Origin of the sequence: Campylobacter concisus, assembly GCF_002914195.1 — a bacterium.
GTDB lineage: Bacteria > Campylobacterota > Campylobacteria > Campylobacterales > Campylobacteraceae > Campylobacter_A > Campylobacter_A concisus_M.
Genome location: NZ_PPAU01000095.1, coordinates 24,119 through 40,108 on the forward strand (window position 1 = coordinate 24,119; position 15,990 = coordinate 40,108).

A 15,990-nucleotide genomic window follows, 5' to 3' on the forward strand; every position below is an offset into this window, starting at 1 on the left:
TATTCCTAAAAGTTAATCTCTTTAGCTGTTTTTACTTTTTGTAAGATAAAACTAGCAAACTCATCACTAAAATTTGGGCACCAAACAACCTTGTAGAAGCTAAAATTTAGCTCTTTTGCAATCTTTGCATATTCAATAACTAGCTCAAAAATGGTCTCAGAGTTATCTATACAAAAAGAGAGTGGATAGATAAGAGCCTTTTTACTCTTGCACTTTACCAAAATTTCATTTAGTGAAGGCTCTAGCCATTTTACAGGCCCAAGACGCGACTGGTAGGCTAAATTTATCTCTTTAAAGTTTAGTCCACTATCTTTTATCATTTTGCTTAAAATTTGCACATGCTCATTTATATGTTTTTCGTAGACATCACCTTTATCGATAATCTTTTGAGGCAACGAATGAGCCGAAAAGATAAGTTCCACATCGCTTATATCTATATTATTTATGGCTTCATTTATGTGCGAGATTATGATTTTATTATAAATTTCATCATCATAAAATGGCCCACAAAGCAAAATTTTAGCCTTTATCTCTAGCTCATCTTTTGCTTTTTTAAAATCATCTAAACTTGAAGTTATCGTAGTTTGTGAATGATGAGGATAAAGTGGCAAAAGCACTATCTCATCAAAATTTTCGTATTTTTTAAGCACATCTTTTGCAAATGGTGAAGTATAGTTCATCGCAAAATCAACTGCATCAAACTCATTTTGTAAGCTTGAAATTTTATCGCAAAGCCTAGCTGTAAGCTCGCAAATAGGCGATTTGCCACCTATTTGTTCGTAGTTATGCTTAGCTATTTTTAGCCTACCTTTTGTGATCATAAAAGCTACAAATTTTCTTAAAAATTTATTCTTTATGCCCAAAATATAAGGGTCATTAAACATATTTTTTAGAAAAATTTCTACATCAGCAAGGCTATTTGCCCCACCCATATTCAAAAGCAAAAGTGCCTTTTTCATCAAAACAACTCCTTAATTTTTATCGCATCATCAATGCTTGAAAGCTCGCTACTTTCGCCGCTTTGACAAAGATCATAAAAGGCATCATATTGGGCTTTTATTTCATTGTTTAAAGGATCGGTTTTTAAATTCATCTGACCATTTTCATTTACTCTGTGAAGTTTGTAGTCAATAAGATCGCCAAAATAAACACCTTCTTTGGCATTTACTTCTATTTTAAAACGTTCTAATGAACCACAAAACGAATCGGTAATGCTCACCAAAATTTGATTTTTCATTTTAATGTTAATTCCAACATTATCGCATATTTTGGTATTGGTTTTATTTGCCTGAGTATAAAAGAAATTACAGACTTCACTATCTACTAAATTTTTCGCAAGGTCTATATCGCAAAGCGAAAGCTCATTTATAATATTTCCCTCACAAAGTGGTTTAAAATGCGCAATTGAAATGCTATAAATTTCTTCTTCTTTCAAAAGTGCCTTTTTTAATGAAATGATGGTCGGATTAAAGCGCTCATCAACGCCGGTGCAAACTCTTACTTTGTTTACCACTGAAGCATATTTTATCTCTTTTAGCTCGCTTACACTTTTAAATATTGGCCTTGAAATCAAGATATTTTGGCAATATTTTGCACACTGACAAAAGGCCTCTACGATCTCATGTTGAGGCAAACAAAGTACGACAGCTTGCGGTTGGGCAACTTCTATAAATTTCTTAAACTCATCAAAAAACGGAGCTCTGCAAGCATCATCTCTATTTTCTTTATCAAAAACTCCACAAACTTCAAATTTGTCAGAACGCCTCAGCTCCATATAGTGCCGCTTGCCAACTAGATTGTATCCAACAATGCCAATTCTGAGTTTCACTAAAGACCTTTTAATTATAAATTTTTAGGCTATTTTAATTGCGAATCGCTTTTAAACAAATAAATTTATAAAATATATTAAGCAAAAATTAATTTTGTATTTTTTTATAAATTTACAAACGATTTTTAGCTAAAATCGAGCAAATTTTAAAACTAACGAGGATAAAAATGCAAAATTTAGATATAAGAAAGGCATATCTTGATTTTTTTAAATCAAAAGGTCATGAAGTCGTAGCTTCTGCACCACTCGTGCCAAATGATGCAACGCTACTTTTCACAAATGCTGGCATGGTTCCATTTAAGAGCATTTTCACAGGCGAAGTACCACGCCCAACACCACCTATTCGCACTAGCTGTCAGACCTGCATAAGAGCTGGCGGAAAGCACAACGACCTAGATAATGTCGGCTATACAGCGCGCCACCACACATTTTTTGAGATGCTAGGAAATTTTAGCTTTGGCGAATACTTCAAAAAAGAGGCGATCGCTTACGCTTGGGAATTTGTAACAGAAGTACTAAAACTGCCAAAAGATAAGCTTTATGTGACCGTTCACGAAAGCGACGATGAGGCGTTTGAAATTTGGAGCACTCACATCGCAAAAGAGAGAATTTACCGCTTTGGCGATCACGATAACTTCTGGCAAATGGGAGATACTGGACCATGTGGCCCTTGCAGTGAAATTTTTTACGATCAAGGTGCTGAGCACTTTAATACGCCTGAAGATTACATGGGCGGCGATGGCGATAGATTTTTAGAGATCTGGAACCTTGTTTTCATGCAGTATGAAAGAAGTGCGGACGGCAAGCTAAGCCCACTTCCAAAGCCAAGCATTGATACTGGCATGGGACTTGAGCGCGTTACTGCTATCTTGCAAGGCAAATTTAGCAACTACGATAGCACCCTTTTTATGCCGCTCATAAACGAAGTAGCAAAGCTTTGTGGCAAGCCATACGTCTATGAAAGTGGCGCTAGCTACCGCGTCATAAGCGATCACATCCGCTCAGTCACATTTTTGCTAGCTCAAGGTACGACATTTGATAAAGAAGGCCGTGGCTACGTGCTTCGCCGCATCTTGCGCCGTGCGATCCGCCATGGATACTTGCTAGGCATAAAAGAGCCATTTATGTATAAGCTTGTCGATAAAGTTTGCGAGCTAATGGGAGAGCACTACACCTATTTAAATGAGAAAAAAGCGGCCGTAAAAGAGCAGATAAAGCTTGAAGAAGAGAGATTTTTAGCGACAATCGCTAGTGGCTTGGAGCTATTTGAGAGTGAGCTTAAAAATACAAAAGAAATTTTTAGTGGAGAGGCTGCGTTTAAGCTTTATGACACATTTGGCTTCCCACTTGACCTAACAGCTGATATGCTTAGAGAAAAAGGCTTAAAAGTCGATGAGGCAAGGTTTGATGAGCTTATGAGTGAGCAAAAAGCACGTGCAAAAGCTGCCTGGAAAGGTAGTGGCGACAAGAGCGCGAAGGGCGACTTTAAAGAGCTACTTGAAAAATTTGGCGAGAATAAATTTATAGGCTACGAAGAGCTTAAGAGCAAAAGTAAAATTCTAGCCCTGCTTGATGAAGAATTTAAAAATGTAGATAGTCTGGACGCTGGCAAAGAGGGTTGGGTGATGTTTAATGTCACTCCATTTTACGCTCAAAGTGGTGGTCAGTGCGGCGATAGCGGTAAGATAGTAGGCAAAGCAAATGTGCTTGATACGCAAAAATTCCACGGACTAAATTTATCTTTAGTAAAAACTAATGCGGCGCTAAAAGTTGGCGATGAAGTAGAGCTTGAAGTTGGCAGCGACAGAGTAGAGATCGCCCGTCACCACAGCGCCACACACTTACTTCACGCAGCCCTTAGAAACGTGCTTGGCACGCATATTGCTCAAGCTGGCTCAAGTGTGGAAGCGGATAAGTTAAGGTTTGACTTCTCTCATCCAAAGGCGCTTACTAGCGAAGAAATTTCAAAGATTGAAAATTTAGTAAATGAGTGGATACTAAATGGTGCTAACTCAAAAACAGAACTTATGAAACTTGAAGATGCTAAAAATAGCGGAGCTATCGCACTATTTAATGAAAAATACGCTGATAATGTAAGAGTCGTTAGCTTTGGCGACGTCAGCAAAGAGCTTTGCGGTGGCACACACGTAAAAAATATAGATGAGATCGGATCGTTTTTCATCACAAAAGAGAGTGGCGTAAGTGCTGGCGTTAGGCGCATCGAGGCTGTTTGCTCAAGAGCTGCGCTAAATTTAGCAAAGTCATTTAGAGCCGAGCTTGACGAGCTAAAAGATGAGCTAAAAAGCACTGAGCCACTAAATGCGGTCAAAAAACTAAAAAATGAACTAAGGGTTTTAAAAGACAAACTAAAAAATGCTAAAAATTCTCATGAGCTAGTATATTTAGATATAAATAAAACCAAACTTTGCGTCACAAGCGTAGATGGTGGAGATATAAAAACTTTGATAGATGAGTTTAAAAACGAGCATGAAAGTGCTGCTATTTTGCTAATCCAAGCCGATGAGAGTGGCAAAATTTCTCTTGCAGCTGGAGTCAAAAATGCTCCTTTAAAAGCTGGTGCTTGGGTAAAATTTGCAGCACAAATTCTAGGCGGCAATGGCGGTGGTAAAGATGACTTTGCAACAGCCGGTGGCAAAGATGCATCAATGATAGAAGATGCGATAAAAGACTCACTTGAGTACGCAAGGCAAGCCTTAGAAAAATGAGTCATTACGATATAGCTTTTATAAAATTTGACCAATTAGTACTATTTTTGCATGTATGCTTTGTATCTCTTTTTGTGGGGCTACAAGCCGGTCTTGTGCTTGTTGGAAGCTACTTTATAAAAAATAAATTTGAAGACAAGGAACGCTATCAAATCTTACTTCACATTATAAGACGCTTTGGCATTGCGATTTTCATACTAATCCTTTGCGTGATAGCGACAAGCATAGTTATAATTTTTGGATTTTATGATGCAAATTTGACAAATCCTATGGCAAGTGCGATGGTGGCAACAAAATGCGCAATAGAACTATTTTTGCTATTAAATTTAAGTTATATATTTTATAGATACAAAAAGGCCTTAAAAGCACTAAGATCGCATGAAATGATCGAGCTAAACGAGAGTTTGATCGTTATAATTTATTACTTCACACCGCTAAATTTATTAGCTTCTTTAGCAGCTATTTATCTTGGTATAAGCTATAAGGTATTTTTATGATAACGCTCGCTTCAAGCTCGCCAACAAGGGCAAATTTATTAAAAGATGCTGGCATAAATTTCACTCAAATTTCTTTCCAGTTTGATGAGAGTAAGATAGAAAAGAACGTAAAGCCTGAAATTTATGTCCAAAATGTCGTAAAAGCTAAAAAAGAGCAATTTTTAAAAGAAAACATGGGTCTTAAAAATTTACTCTTTGCAGATAGCTGCGTGGCATGTGGGGATCAAATTTTAGGCAAAGCAAAAGACGAGAATGAAGCGCTTGCTATGCTAAATTTACAAAGCGGTAACGAGTGCAGCGTCTATACAGCGATGATATTTGTGGGAGAATTTGAACTTATAAACGTAAGTAGAACTACGTATAAATTTAAAAAATTTGACGAGCATGACCTTAATGAATACATAAAAAATAATGAGTGGCAAGGCAAGGCTGGAGCCATGACGATAGAAAATTTTAATAAAAAATATATCATCTCCCAGCACGGTGAGACCAGCACAGCCATGGGGCTAAATTTAAAAATATTAAAGGCATTTTTATGAAATATATCCTGGCATTTATCTTTATAGTTGCCATTTCACTTGGCGGAGCATTTTTATATTTTTATTCGCAAGTTAGATTTGATGCTTACGCTATTATTGATTATAAACCAAAGCTTACAACGCAAATTTTTGATAGAAACAACGAACTCATCGCAAATATCTTTGAAGAAAATAGAATTTATGTAAAATATAACGACATCCCGCCGCGTGTCATCGAAGCACTCGTGGCTATCGAGGATACGAGCTACTTTGAGCACGGCGGCATAAACGTAGAAGCTATGGCAAGAGCTGCCATAAAAGATATCAAGGCCAGAAAACTAGTCGAGGGAGCTTCAACACTAACACAACAGCTCATTAAAAATTTGGCTCTAAGCCGTGAGAAGAAATTTACAAGAAAGATAAAAGAGATCGTGCTTGCTATGAAGCTTGAAAGCGAGCTTAGCAAAGAAGATATCATAGAAAGATACCTAAATCACGTCTATTTTGGACATGGCTACTACGGCATAAAAACAGCAGCTGAGGGATATTTTAGAAAAGAGCTAAATGAGCTAAGCATAAAAGAAGTTGCCATGCTAGTTGGCTTGCCAAAAGCTCCAAGCACTTATGATCCTACAAAGCACCTTGACCTATCACTTAGCCGTGCAAATAGAGTGCTTGAGAGAATGTATAACATCGGCTGGATAAATGAGGACGAGTACCGCAAGGGCGTGCTTGAAGAGCCAGCGGTCTTTGACGATACACTCACAAGAAATAAAGCCCCTTACGTAGTTGATGAGATAATAAAAGAGGCTTCAAAGAAATTTGACGATATAAAAACTGGCGGCTATAAGATACAAAGCACAGTTGATCTAAATGTTCAAAAGATCGCTCAAGAAGCTCTAGTCTATGGCTATAATGAAATTTTAAAACGCGATAAAAAAGCAAATGCAGAAATCCTAAATGGAGCTATAGTAGTTACTCATCCACAAAGTGGTCAAATTTTAGCTCTAATTGGCGGTATTGACTACGCAAAAAGCAGTTATAACCGTGCCACTCAAAGCAAGCGCCAGCCAGGATCTAGCTTTAAGCCGTTTATCTATCAAATAGCACTTGATAGCGGTTACTCAGTCGTTTCTCAAGTGGCCGATATCGCCAGGACATTTGACATGGGCAATGGCAAAGAGTGGACGCCAAAGAATTATAGCGGCGGTTTTCAAGGCTATATCACTATAAAATCAGCAATAACCCAGTCGCGTAACCTCGCAACCATAAATTTGCTAAACGATCTTGGTCTTAGCTCGGTTCGTAAACAGCTTACAGATATGGGCTTTAATGATATCCCAGAAAATTTATCTATCGCACTTGGAAGTTTTGGGATTTCGCCACTTGACTTTGCGAAATTTTACTCGATGTTCCCAAATGAGGGCGAGATGGTTGAGCCAACACTTATTAAGCATATAGAAAATAGCTTTGGGGCTTCGATGGACTATGAACCGCAAAGAAAGCAAGTGCTAAAACCAGAACAAGCATTTTTGATGACTACCTTGCTTCAAAATGTCGTAAATAACGGTACTGGACGTAACGCAAAAATAAATGGTATCCAAATAGCAGGCAAAACCGGCACAACAAACAATAACATCGATGCTTGGTTTTGTGGCTACTCGCCTGACATCGAAGCAATAATCTGGTACGGAAATGATGACAACAGCCCTATGAAAAAGATTGAGGGTGGTGGTAGAACAGCCGCACCTGTGTTTAAGAAATTTATGGAAGGCTACATTAAGCTTTATCCTACTTTAAGACGTGCATTTGAGCAGCCAGATGGTGTTTATAAAGGCTATTATGGTGGCAGTGACGAATACTACACAAACGACTCACCACTACCTCAAAATATACCGGCAAATGACATCATACAAGATCAAGAAAATAATGGATTATTGTTTTAGGAAGATAAGATGAGGATTAAAATTTTACTTTGTTTAGTAGTCGCAAGTATTGCATATGGCGCTAATCTAAATACGGCCAGCAAAAACGAGTTAATGGGGCTTGGGCTAAGTAAGGGCCAGGCGTTAAACATTATAAAATATAGAAAAGCCCATAAATTTAAAAGTATCGATGAGCTTGAAAGAGTCCAAGGTATTGGTTTTAACGATATGCAAAAAGTTAAAGAAAAACTTAGCATAAAAGAGAATGCAAAAGTCAAAAAAACTGAAGCAAAAAACTCCAAAGGCAAGAAAAAATAATCTTATTTTTTATTTAAATTTTCTAGCCATTTACATTTGAGTCCTATTATTATGACTTTTTATAAAATAATTCACTCTTTTTTCTATACTCTTTTTCTTATATTTGCAATTATTTTTATCTTATTTTTAGAGAACATTCGAATTTAAGGACCGCATTGCTCCCATACTATCCCATCTACTCAGCTATAAAGCTAGTAAAATCGCTCATACAAAAACCACTACCTTTTACCTATGTAGCAGATGATGCGGCGCTAGCTGATGACAAAAAGAAAATTTTAGTTTTGATAGTTGGCGAGACGCAAAGAAGTAAAAACTACTCACTAAATGGCTATGCTAAAAACAATACAAACAAATTTACCAAGCAAAATGATGTGGTAAGTTTTACAAATTTCTACTCATGTGGAACAGCCACAGAGACTAGTGTACCTTGCCTATTTTCAGACTTAAAGCGAGAAGATTTTAGCAACCGCGAAGCAAAAGCTCGTGAAAATTTAGTTGATATCATCAATAAACTTGGCATAAAAACATACTTTTTTGGCAACAATAGCGGCGGTTGCAAGGGCGTTTGTGACAATCTTGATCAAAACCATACTTCAGATCATAGAGCAGAAAGCTTTGACGAAGTGATATTTAATGAAGCAAAAAAGGTCATTCCACCACCTTTATCGTGCTACATCTTCAAGGCTCGCATGGCCCTATCTACTACAAAGGTTACCCAAGCAAATTTAAAAAATTTACCCCAACTTGCGATACTGCCGAGCTAAATAAATGCACGCCAGATGAGATAGCAAATACCTACGACAACACCATTTTATATGAGGACTATCTACAAAGTGAGCTGATAAACGCTCTTGAAGCAAGAAAAGACGAATTTGAAGTCACCATGTTCTTTTTCTCAGATCACGGAGAGAGCTTAGGCGAAAATGACATATATTTACATGATCTACCTTACTCCATCGCTCCAGATGAGCAAAAACACATCCCAGCCATAGTCTTTTCAAGCGATAGAGAACTTTTAAAAAGGCTAAAAATTAGAAAAAATGAAAGTCTTTCGCATGATTTTATATTTAGCTCAGTTCTTGGATATTTTGGTGTTAAAACTAAGGCCTATGAGCTAGAATTTGATATCTTTAGGTAGTAAATTTAAAGCCAGCCTAGGCAAGAGCCTGAAGCTGGCGTAAATTTAAAAGCTGATCTCTTTTATATCAGCTACTTTTAGTATCTCACTATAAATTTGGCCGATGATTGCGATGCGATTGTTTCGCACTTTTTTGTTTTCAACGTTTATCATAACTTTGTCAAAAAACTCATCTATCTGCGGCTTTAGAGCAAATAGTGCCTTTAGTCTTGGCTCATATGCTAGGCTCTTATCAACCGCTTTAAACGCATCATTTAAGGCCTTTTCAGCATCTATCTCAAAGAGGCTCTCATCGACCTTGCTAAATTTATCGTCTTTGATGATATTTGCAAGGCGCTTAAACGTAGAGAAATTCTCTCTAAAGTTTGGCTCGCTAGAAATTTTAGCAAGCGCCTCTATCATCTTAGTTAGCTCCAAGATGTCCTTTTCACCGCTTTTTATGCACGCTTTTACGATAGAAGCGTTTGCGTCAAAGAAGGTGTAGAGCCTATCAAGGATGAAATTTATAAGCACTTCAACGTCAAATTTCTTATACTCTTTTGCGATATCTTCTAAAATTTCTTTTACGTTAAATTTCAAATTATGCGCCAAAACGATCTTTATCACGCCATTTGCCGCGCGTCTTAGAGCGTATGGATCTTTCGTGCCGCTTGGGATTTTGCCGATGCTAAAGAGCCCCATTAGCGTATCAAGCTTATTTGAAAGCGCCACAACCGAGCTAAAGACCTTGCTTGGGCACTGCGCCTCTTCGCCATCTGGCAGATACTGCTCTTTTATGGCTAAAACGACGTCTTCATCCTCATTTTTTGCCTTTGCATAGTAAGCACCCATTATACCTTGAAGCTCGGTAAATTCATAAACCATCTGCGTTGTAAGATCAGCCTTGCTTAGCATCACAGCTCGCTCAAGCTTAGCCGCGTACTCGCCAGCTTCTTTTTTGAGTAGCTTGTCATAGTTGCTAGCTAGTTTTTTAGCCACTTCTAGCTCTCTAAGCTCTTTTTCGTAGATACTTCCAAGCTCTTTTAGATAAGTTATATTTTTTAGTTTTTCTGGGCCAAATTCGTGCGCTAGGTCGCTTTGCCAAAAGAACATCGCATCACTCAGCCTTGCCCTTAGCACCTTTTCGTTGCCCTTAATGATGAGCGAGTAATCTTTTGTGATGGCGTTACTTACGACTACAAAGCCGTTTGCTAGCTTGCCACCTTTAAAGACTGGGAAGTAGCGCTGATTTTCTTTCATAGAAGTGATGATGACCTCGCTTGGCACCTCCAAAAATTCCTCTTCAAACGAGCCAAGAAGTGCTGTCGGATACTCGGTGATCGCCACAACTTCAGCTAACAAGTCTTTATCGATTTCGATCTTTAGCCCGCTTTTTTGGCTAATTTTTTCAAACTCATCAAGGATTATTTTTTCTCTCTCGGCAGCTTTAAGCACGACACCACGGCTCTTTGAGCCTTCAAAATACTCTTTTATATTTGAAATTTTTATCTTGTCATAGCTAATGCTTCTATGTGGATAGGTTGAATCACCGCTCTCTACGCCAAATTTATTAAATTTTATGGCCTCATCACCAAGCAAACACAAAAACGATCTTATCGGACGGATAAACTCAAACTCGCCGTTGCCCCAGCGCATAGACTTGCCAAAGTTAAGACTCTTTAAAAACTCTTCAACCATGTCGCCCATTATCTTGGCAACCGGCTCGCCTTTTACCTCTTTTTCGTAGTAAAGCACCTCTTTGCCGTCTATCTCTTTAAATTTAAGCTCACTTTCATCTATGTCGCATTTATTTGCAAAGCTAAGTGCTGCCTTTGTAAAAGCTCCGTCTTTTAGTGCCACTTGCTTTGGCGCACCGATAAAGCTAGCTACGCTGTCAGGCTGAGATTGTGGAAATTTCTCATGAAAAAAGACCAAACGACGCGGCGTATAATAAAATTTAAAAGGACTTACAAGATTATATTTTTCAAGTACAGCCTGCCATTTAGCATTGATATTTGGCAGTTCCCTTAAAAAGGGTATCGCTGGAAGCTCCTCAACTCCAATTTCTAATAATAACTCTTTCATATTTCACTCTTTTTATTAAAATTTTCTCTTTTTTCTCTTACCATTTTTCTTACTCTCTCCTTCTCCTGCGACTGTAAAATGACGCCTCTTATCATAAAAATAAGAAATAAAACAAACGCCGTAATCATAAAAATATCTAAAATTTGCACTCTCTACTCCACAACGATTTGGTTTTCTATCTTATAAATTTTAACTCTCGCGTTTTCAAAACTATACTCGCCATCTTTTAGCTTTTTCTTACTATAAACCCTGATCTTACCGTATGGTGTATGCAGATAGCCCCTCTCTAGTCTGCCCGAAATTTTAGCAAAGACATCGCCACTTCTAGCTTCGCTTAATTGCGATGCATCTAGTAAATTTTCGCTAATATCTTTTGTGCCGTGCTCATTTATGATCTCATAAGAGCTGACTTCAAGCGCATCTTTATAAATTTTCATTCGCCTTACTAAAATATCTAGCTCTTCGCCTACAGTAACGCTATTTTTAGGATCATAGACATAAATTCCGCGGCGATTTTTCGAGATAATAAAGCCATGCTTATCTTTTAAGATAACAACCGCTTTTTCAATCACTGCTGGAACTGCTTCTGGATGATCAAAAAGCGTATCCACATCAGCCGTCTTATAGCTTTGTTCGCTTATTTTTTTATTGGCTTTATTCTCATCTTTTTTAAAAATTTTACTCACAAAGCCTTTTTTTACTGGGCTTGGATCAGTTGAAATTTTAAACTTTAATGCAAAGTGATCTGAGTAAAAGTCGCTCTTTGCAAAGCCTTTTTCATCAACTGCAAAGCTTGGTTTAAAGACTTCAAAACTGCCACTAACATAGCTTAGATCGCCATTTTCCATAAAACTAGGCGAAAGCAAAATATGATCGATCGCTCTTTTTTTGCCATGCACTGCGTGAGAGTATCTATCTTTTGGCTCAAGCTCTTTATAAAGATCATAAAAATTTCTCGTTGCAATGATGTCATTTAGGACGGATTTTTGTCCAAAGGGCGAGTTAAAATCACCCAAAATAATCGCATTTTTCTCTTTGCTTAGAGCCGTTCTTAACGTTTTTTCAGCCTTTTTTTGCATATTTATGCCATTTTTATAAGTTGGAAAGTGATTTACAAATATGCTAAATTTCTTACCTTCCGTCTCAAAAATAACCTTTAAAATATTTCTCGTCTTTACGTTTGGGACTTTAAAAATTTCACTACCACTTGGCTGCAACTTTGAAATAAGCCCAAGCCCAACAGGCGAGTTTTTCTTCTTTGTAAAGCTTACAAATTTATACTCGCTATCACTTACTAGAGCTTTTAAAACCTCCTCATTTTCAATCTCTTGAAGTGCGATAATGTCGGTATTTAGTGCATTTATGACTTGTCTTGTCCTTTGTAGTTTTGAATCAGCCGCCTCGCAGTCCCACTTTGATACGCCTACTTTAAAATCAAGATACTCGCTACCATCATCTTTGCAATCAAATAAATTTTGCACATTATAAGTTGCGATGCTAATTTCACTCGCAAATGCCACTAAAATGGTAAAAACCAAAGCAAAAACTACTCTCAAATCTCACTCCTAAAGTCAAATTCAGTGATATTTTGCCTGATCGCCTCATACGCGATAATGCCAGCACTCATAGCTAAATTTAAGCTTCTGCCCTCTTTTCCCATTGGTATGGTTATGGCATTTTTAAAATTTATATCCATAAATTCTCTTGGCAACCCAGTACTCTCGCCACCAAAAAATATAAAATCTCCTGGCTTAAACCTAGCCTCGTAGTAAAGCCTATTTGTCTTTGTGGTAGCGAAGAAAAATCTATCCTTGTGGCTTAAGTTTGCTTCTAAAAATTCTTCCAAACTATCCCAAATTTTTGGATTTAAAATTTTCCAGTAATCAAGTCCTGCTCGTCTAACAGCCTTTTCACTTAGATCAAAGACCGTTGGCTTAACGATATGTAGCTTTAAATTTGCATTAACGCACATTCTGCCGATAGCTCCAGTATTTTGCGGTATCTGAGGATGGACTAGGACTATGTTAAACATAAGCTTTCTTTGCCTTAAAAAGTGTTATAAACTAGCCTATTTTAGCCAAAATGGGCTTTTAAGAGTTTTAAAGACTAATCTTTTCCGGGCTTAGCTCGCCTAGATATTTTGAAATTTCAAGCTCTTGTCTACGTTTTATCTCTTTTGCGATCTCTTCGTTTTTAAAACCAGCTGATAAAATTTCCGCTACATCAACTTTCGCGTCAAATTTTACCTCATAAATTCCAAGCTTCTTGGCACGCTCTATACGCTCTTTATTGTAAGCTCCAAGCCACGATTTTATAGGCATGTTTAGGGCAATTTGCATTAGCTCTTTATCGCTTGGTATATCCTTAAAATAAGGCTGTTTTAAGATAGAAAAGTAGCTTTTTGGCAGACGCATTTTCTCTAAAATTTCATTTGCGTCAAGCTCAATTTTGCCAAACAAAAGATACAAAAATAGCCTCTCATCATCCACAAATTCTCTTGCACTCTTAAGATCGCTTAAAAACCCATCATCTTTATAAATTTGTATACCAAAAATTTCTTTAAAAAGTCCAAGCTCAAAAAGATAGTAAGCTCCCTTTTCAAGATGCTTTGCACGAAAAAATTTAATAAGCTCAGTATTTATCCTATCTCTACTTAGATGCTCTAAACTAAGGCTTTTCATAAAAGCTAGCGTCTCATCAGCTATGCTAAAATCAAGCCTAGAGCTAAACTGCACACCACGAAGCACCCTTAGTGGATCTTCTTTAAATTTTTCACTATCAATGTGCCTTAATGTCTTGTTTGCTAAATCTTGCTTTCCGCCGTAAAAGTCTAAAATTTCTCCATTAAAGATATTCATCATCATGGCATTTATCGTAAAATCTCGCCTAAGGCTCGCCATTTTGGGATCGTTAATATAGCTTACTGCAAAGTCTTTGTGCGAATTTCCAGTTTTGCTCTCGCTTCTTGGAAGCCCAAGGTCGTAGTTTTTGTATTTGTAGATAAAGTAGCTTTTGCCAACTCCGCTAGCGCCTATGCTAGCCATTAGCTCATTAAATTTTAAAGGCTCAATGTCATAAACTTCGATATCATAATCATAAATTTCTCGCCCCAAGAACGCATCTCTCACACAGCCACCAACTAGATAAACACGTGAAGTAAATGGGGCAAATAGCGATCTAAAAAAGTCTAGCTCGCTATTTTTATAAATTTCATTTTTGATTTTTATCTCATTTTTTGAGCCATCTAATGGCTTATTTTGAGAGATTTTGGAGTCTATTTTCGATATTTGCAAGGGTAAATTCTAAAAATTTTGTCGTTAGCTCAAGCCTTGAAGCAAGATTTTGTTCACTAGTTTGTTTAAGCCCTTCAAAAAGCACTTCTATGCGCTCAGCAAGGTTTGCTAAGAAAATTTTCTCTTCGCTCACTTCTCTACTTTTTGTTAGACTTGCTGGCTCCTCTTTTACCTCAAACGCTTGCTCATTTTGTAAATTTGTCTCAACTTTTAGCTCGTTATTTAGTGCATTTTCATTAGATTCTATAGCCAAAAGCTCTTTTTTTAAATTCTCTCGCTCAAGCTCTTCTTGCTTCTTACTTTGCAATGCTTCTATTTTTTCAAGCTCAGCGCTAACCTCACTGATTGCCATTCTAGCGATATCATCAAGCTTCATAATCTTATCAACCACCTTTTAAATTCATTTATCTCTTCGTCACTTTTCATCGCTATAAAAAACTCTTTCATCTGCTCGTTTTTTATCGCTCGCTCTTTGCGAAGTCCGCTCAGACGGTTTATCGCGCTAAGGGCATCTTTGTTTGACGGATCTTGCTTTAAGATATTTTTATAAATTTCAAGTGCATCATCTTTTAGCCCCTGAGCTTCGTAGATCAGTGCTTCAGTGATTGTGTTTTTCATTTTTTGATAAATCCTGCGATAACATCGCCTATCTCGCTAGTTGAGCAAATTTCAACCGCATTAAAAGCAGCGATATCTTTTGTTCTATAACCTTTTGCAAGTGCCTCTTTCACAGCATTTTCTATCGCATCTGCGGCTTCATTTTCACTAAATGCGTATCTTAGCATCATCGCTGCACTTAAAATTGTTGCAATTGGATTTGCTATACCCTGCCCTGCGATGTCTGGAGCTGAGCCGTGAATTGGCTCATAAATTCCCACTTTGCCACCCATGCTAGCGCTTGGCAAAAGCCCTATCGAGCCACAAACCATGCTCGCTTCGTCACTTAAAATATCGCCGAATAAATTTTCAGTAAGTATGACGTCAAAATTTGCTGGAGCTCTTACTAGCTGCATTGCCGCGTTATCTACATACATAAAGCTAAGCTCTACTTCAGGGTAATTTTTAGCCACTTCACTAGTCACCTCACGCCAAAGCTGACTTGTCTCAAGCACATTTGCCTTATCGACCATGCATACCTTTTTCTTGCGAAGCATTGCTGTTTCAAAGGCGATCTTTGCGATGCGCTCGATCTCCATTTTAGAATAAACCATCGTATTAAACGCTCTATCTTCGCCTTTTTCACGTGGCTGCCCAAAATAAAGTCCGCCCGTTAGCTCACGAACCACGACAAAATCAACTCCTCTTAAAACCTCTGGCTTTAGTGTGCTAGCATCCACAAGCTCATCAAAAACAATAGCTGGGCGTAAATTTGCATAAGCTTCAAGCTCTTTTCTAATCTTTAAAAGCCCACTCTCTGGCCTTAGATGTCTTGGCAAACTATCCCACTTCTCGCCGCCGATCGCTCCAAAAAGTACAGCATCAGAGCTTAGAGCAGAGTTAAGCGTCTCATCTGGCAAAGGCACGCCAAATACATCATAAGCTGCACCACCCATAAGCTTGTAGTCGTACTCAAATTTTATCCCAAACTCAGCGCTAACAACATCTAAAATTTTTATCGCCTCATCTATGATCTCAGGGCCGATACCATCGCCTTTTATAACACAAATTTTATATTCTCTCATT

Annotated in this window: 16 protein-coding genes; 7 read left to right on the forward strand and 9 right to left on the reverse strand. The window is 37.7% G+C overall.

Going from position 1 to position 15,990, the window contains the following annotated elements; translation table 11 throughout:
• Positions 1 to 5: 5 nt before the first annotated feature.
• Positions 6 to 959, reverse strand: coding sequence for a ferrochelatase (gene hemH, locus CYP28_RS05740; RefSeq protein ID WP_103593453.1), 954 nt, complete (start codon positions 957 to 959; stop codon positions 6 to 8).
• The gene (locus CYP28_RS05745) at positions 959 to 1,828 is read right to left on the reverse strand and encodes a Gfo/Idh/MocA family protein (protein WP_103593454.1); all 870 of its coding nucleotides are present in this window, start codon (positions 1,826 to 1,828) and stop codon (positions 959 to 961) included. Before CYP28_RS05745 ends, hemH begins: the two co-directional genes overlap by 1 nt.
• 167 nt (positions 1,829 to 1,995) lie before the next feature.
• Here CYP28_RS05745 and alaS point away from each other — a divergent pair, with 167 nt between their 5' ends.
• The 7 genes from alaS (at position 1,996) to CYP28_RS10640 (ending at position 8,950) form a co-directional block, all read left to right on the forward strand.
• Positions 1,996 to 4,554: an alanine--tRNA ligase gene (gene alaS, locus CYP28_RS05750; protein ID WP_103593455.1), complete on the forward strand. Its 2,559-nt coding sequence runs from the start codon at positions 1,996 to 1,998 to the stop codon at positions 4,552 to 4,554.
• Positions 4,551 to 5,051, forward strand: coding sequence for a 3-isopropylmalate dehydratase (locus CYP28_RS05755; protein WP_103593456.1), 501 nt, complete (start codon positions 4,551 to 4,553; stop codon positions 5,049 to 5,051). Before alaS ends, CYP28_RS05755 begins: the two co-directional genes overlap by 4 nt.
• Positions 5,048 to 5,590: a septum formation inhibitor Maf gene (maf, locus tag CYP28_RS05760; protein WP_103593457.1), complete on the forward strand. Its 543-nt coding sequence runs from the start codon at positions 5,048 to 5,050 to the stop codon at positions 5,588 to 5,590. The genes CYP28_RS05755 and maf overlap by 4 nt, the downstream gene beginning before the upstream one ends.
• Positions 5,587 to 7,515 carry a transglycosylase domain-containing protein gene (locus tag CYP28_RS05765; RefSeq protein ID WP_103593458.1) on the forward strand — a complete coding sequence of 643 codons (1,929 nt, stop codon included), beginning with the start codon at positions 5,587 to 5,589 and terminating at the stop codon, positions 7,513 to 7,515. The genes maf and CYP28_RS05765 overlap by 4 nt, the downstream gene beginning before the upstream one ends.
• A gap of 9 nt (positions 7,516 to 7,524) precedes the next feature.
• Positions 7,525 to 7,812, forward strand: a complete 288-nt coding sequence (locus tag CYP28_RS05770) for a ComEA family DNA-binding protein (RefSeq protein WP_103593459.1) — start codon at positions 7,525 to 7,527, stop codon at positions 7,810 to 7,812.
• Between the two features lie 155 nt (positions 7,813 to 7,967).
• Positions 7,968 to 8,576, forward strand: coding sequence for a sulfatase-like hydrolase/transferase (locus CYP28_RS10635; RefSeq protein ID WP_258032491.1), 609 nt, complete (start codon positions 7,968 to 7,970; stop codon positions 8,574 to 8,576).
• Entirely contained in the window at positions 8,480 to 8,950 is a 471-nt protein-coding gene (locus CYP28_RS10640) for a sulfatase-like hydrolase/transferase (protein ID WP_258032490.1), read from the forward strand. The genes CYP28_RS10635 and CYP28_RS10640 overlap by 97 nt, the downstream gene beginning before the upstream one ends.
• A 45-nt stretch (positions 8,951 to 8,995) precedes the next feature.
• On the opposite strand, the gene glyS is transcribed toward CYP28_RS10640, so the two are convergent.
• The 7 genes from glyS to leuB all read right to left on the reverse strand — a co-directional run bounded on the left by glyS (position 8,996) and on the right by leuB (position 15,989).
• Positions 8,996 to 11,014: a glycine--tRNA ligase subunit beta gene (gene glyS / locus CYP28_RS05780; protein WP_103593460.1), complete on the reverse strand. Its 2,019-nt coding sequence runs from the start codon at positions 11,012 to 11,014 to the stop codon at positions 8,996 to 8,998.
• Between the two features lie 152 nt (positions 11,015 to 11,166).
• Positions 11,167 to 12,570, reverse strand: coding sequence for an endonuclease/exonuclease/phosphatase family protein (locus CYP28_RS05785; protein WP_103593461.1), 1,404 nt, complete (start codon positions 12,568 to 12,570; stop codon positions 11,167 to 11,169).
• Positions 12,567 to 13,046, reverse strand: a complete 480-nt coding sequence (locus tag CYP28_RS05790) for a tRNA (cytidine(34)-2'-O)-methyltransferase (RefSeq protein ID WP_072594657.1) — start codon at positions 13,044 to 13,046, stop codon at positions 12,567 to 12,569. Before CYP28_RS05790 ends, CYP28_RS05785 begins: the two co-directional genes overlap by 4 nt.
• Before the next feature lie 67 nt (positions 13,047 to 13,113).
• Positions 13,114 to 14,307: a CCA tRNA nucleotidyltransferase gene (locus tag CYP28_RS05795; RefSeq protein WP_103593462.1), complete on the reverse strand. Its 1,194-nt coding sequence runs from the start codon at positions 14,305 to 14,307 to the stop codon at positions 13,114 to 13,116.
• Entirely contained in the window at positions 14,267 to 14,683 is a 417-nt protein-coding gene (locus tag CYP28_RS05800; protein WP_103593463.1) for a CiaD-like domain-containing protein, read from the reverse strand. The genes CYP28_RS05795 and CYP28_RS05800 overlap by 41 nt, the downstream gene beginning before the upstream one ends.
• Complete coding sequence (locus CYP28_RS05805; protein WP_021091490.1) at positions 14,680 to 14,925, reverse strand: hypothetical protein; 246 nt, start codon at positions 14,923 to 14,925, stop codon at positions 14,680 to 14,682. Before CYP28_RS05805 ends, CYP28_RS05800 begins: the two co-directional genes overlap by 4 nt.
• Complete coding sequence (gene leuB / locus CYP28_RS05810) at positions 14,922 to 15,989, reverse strand: 3-isopropylmalate dehydrogenase (RefSeq protein WP_103593464.1); 1,068 nt, start codon at positions 15,987 to 15,989, stop codon at positions 14,922 to 14,924. Before leuB ends, CYP28_RS05805 begins: the two co-directional genes overlap by 4 nt.
• Between the last annotated feature and the right edge of the window lies 1 nt (position 15,990).

Coding starts and splice junctions, on each gene's coding strand:
- alaS (WP_103593455.1), top strand. CDS start 1,996: ATGCAAAATTTAGATATAAGAAAGGCATATCTTGATTTTTTTAAATCA.
- CYP28_RS05790 (WP_072594657.1), bottom strand. CDS start 13,046: ATGTTTAACATAGTCCTAGTCCATCCTCAGATACCGCAAAATACTGGA.
- glyS (WP_103593460.1), bottom strand. CDS start 11,014: ATGAAAGAGTTATTATTAGAAATTGGAGTTGAGGAGCTTCCAGCGATA.
- leuB (WP_103593464.1), bottom strand. CDS start 15,989: ATGAGAGAATATAAAATTTGTGTTATAAAAGGCGATGGTATCGGCCCT.
- CYP28_RS05770 (WP_103593459.1), top strand. CDS start 7,525: ATGAGGATTAAAATTTTACTTTGTTTAGTAGTCGCAAGTATTGCATAT.
- CYP28_RS05805 (WP_021091490.1), bottom strand. CDS start 14,925: ATGAAAAACACAATCACTGAAGCACTGATCTACGAAGCTCAGGGGCTA.
- CYP28_RS05765 (WP_103593458.1), top strand. CDS start 5,587: ATGAAATATATCCTGGCATTTATCTTTATAGTTGCCATTTCACTTGGC.
- CYP28_RS05755 (WP_103593456.1), top strand. CDS start 4,551: ATGAGTCATTACGATATAGCTTTTATAAAATTTGACCAATTAGTACTA.
- maf (WP_103593457.1), top strand. CDS start 5,048: ATGATAACGCTCGCTTCAAGCTCGCCAACAAGGGCAAATTTATTAAAA.
- hemH (WP_103593453.1), bottom strand. CDS start 959: ATGAAAAAGGCACTTTTGCTTTTGAATATGGGTGGGGCAAATAGCCTT.
- CYP28_RS05800 (WP_103593463.1), bottom strand. CDS start 14,683: ATGAAGCTTGATGATATCGCTAGAATGGCAATCAGTGAGGTTAGCGCT.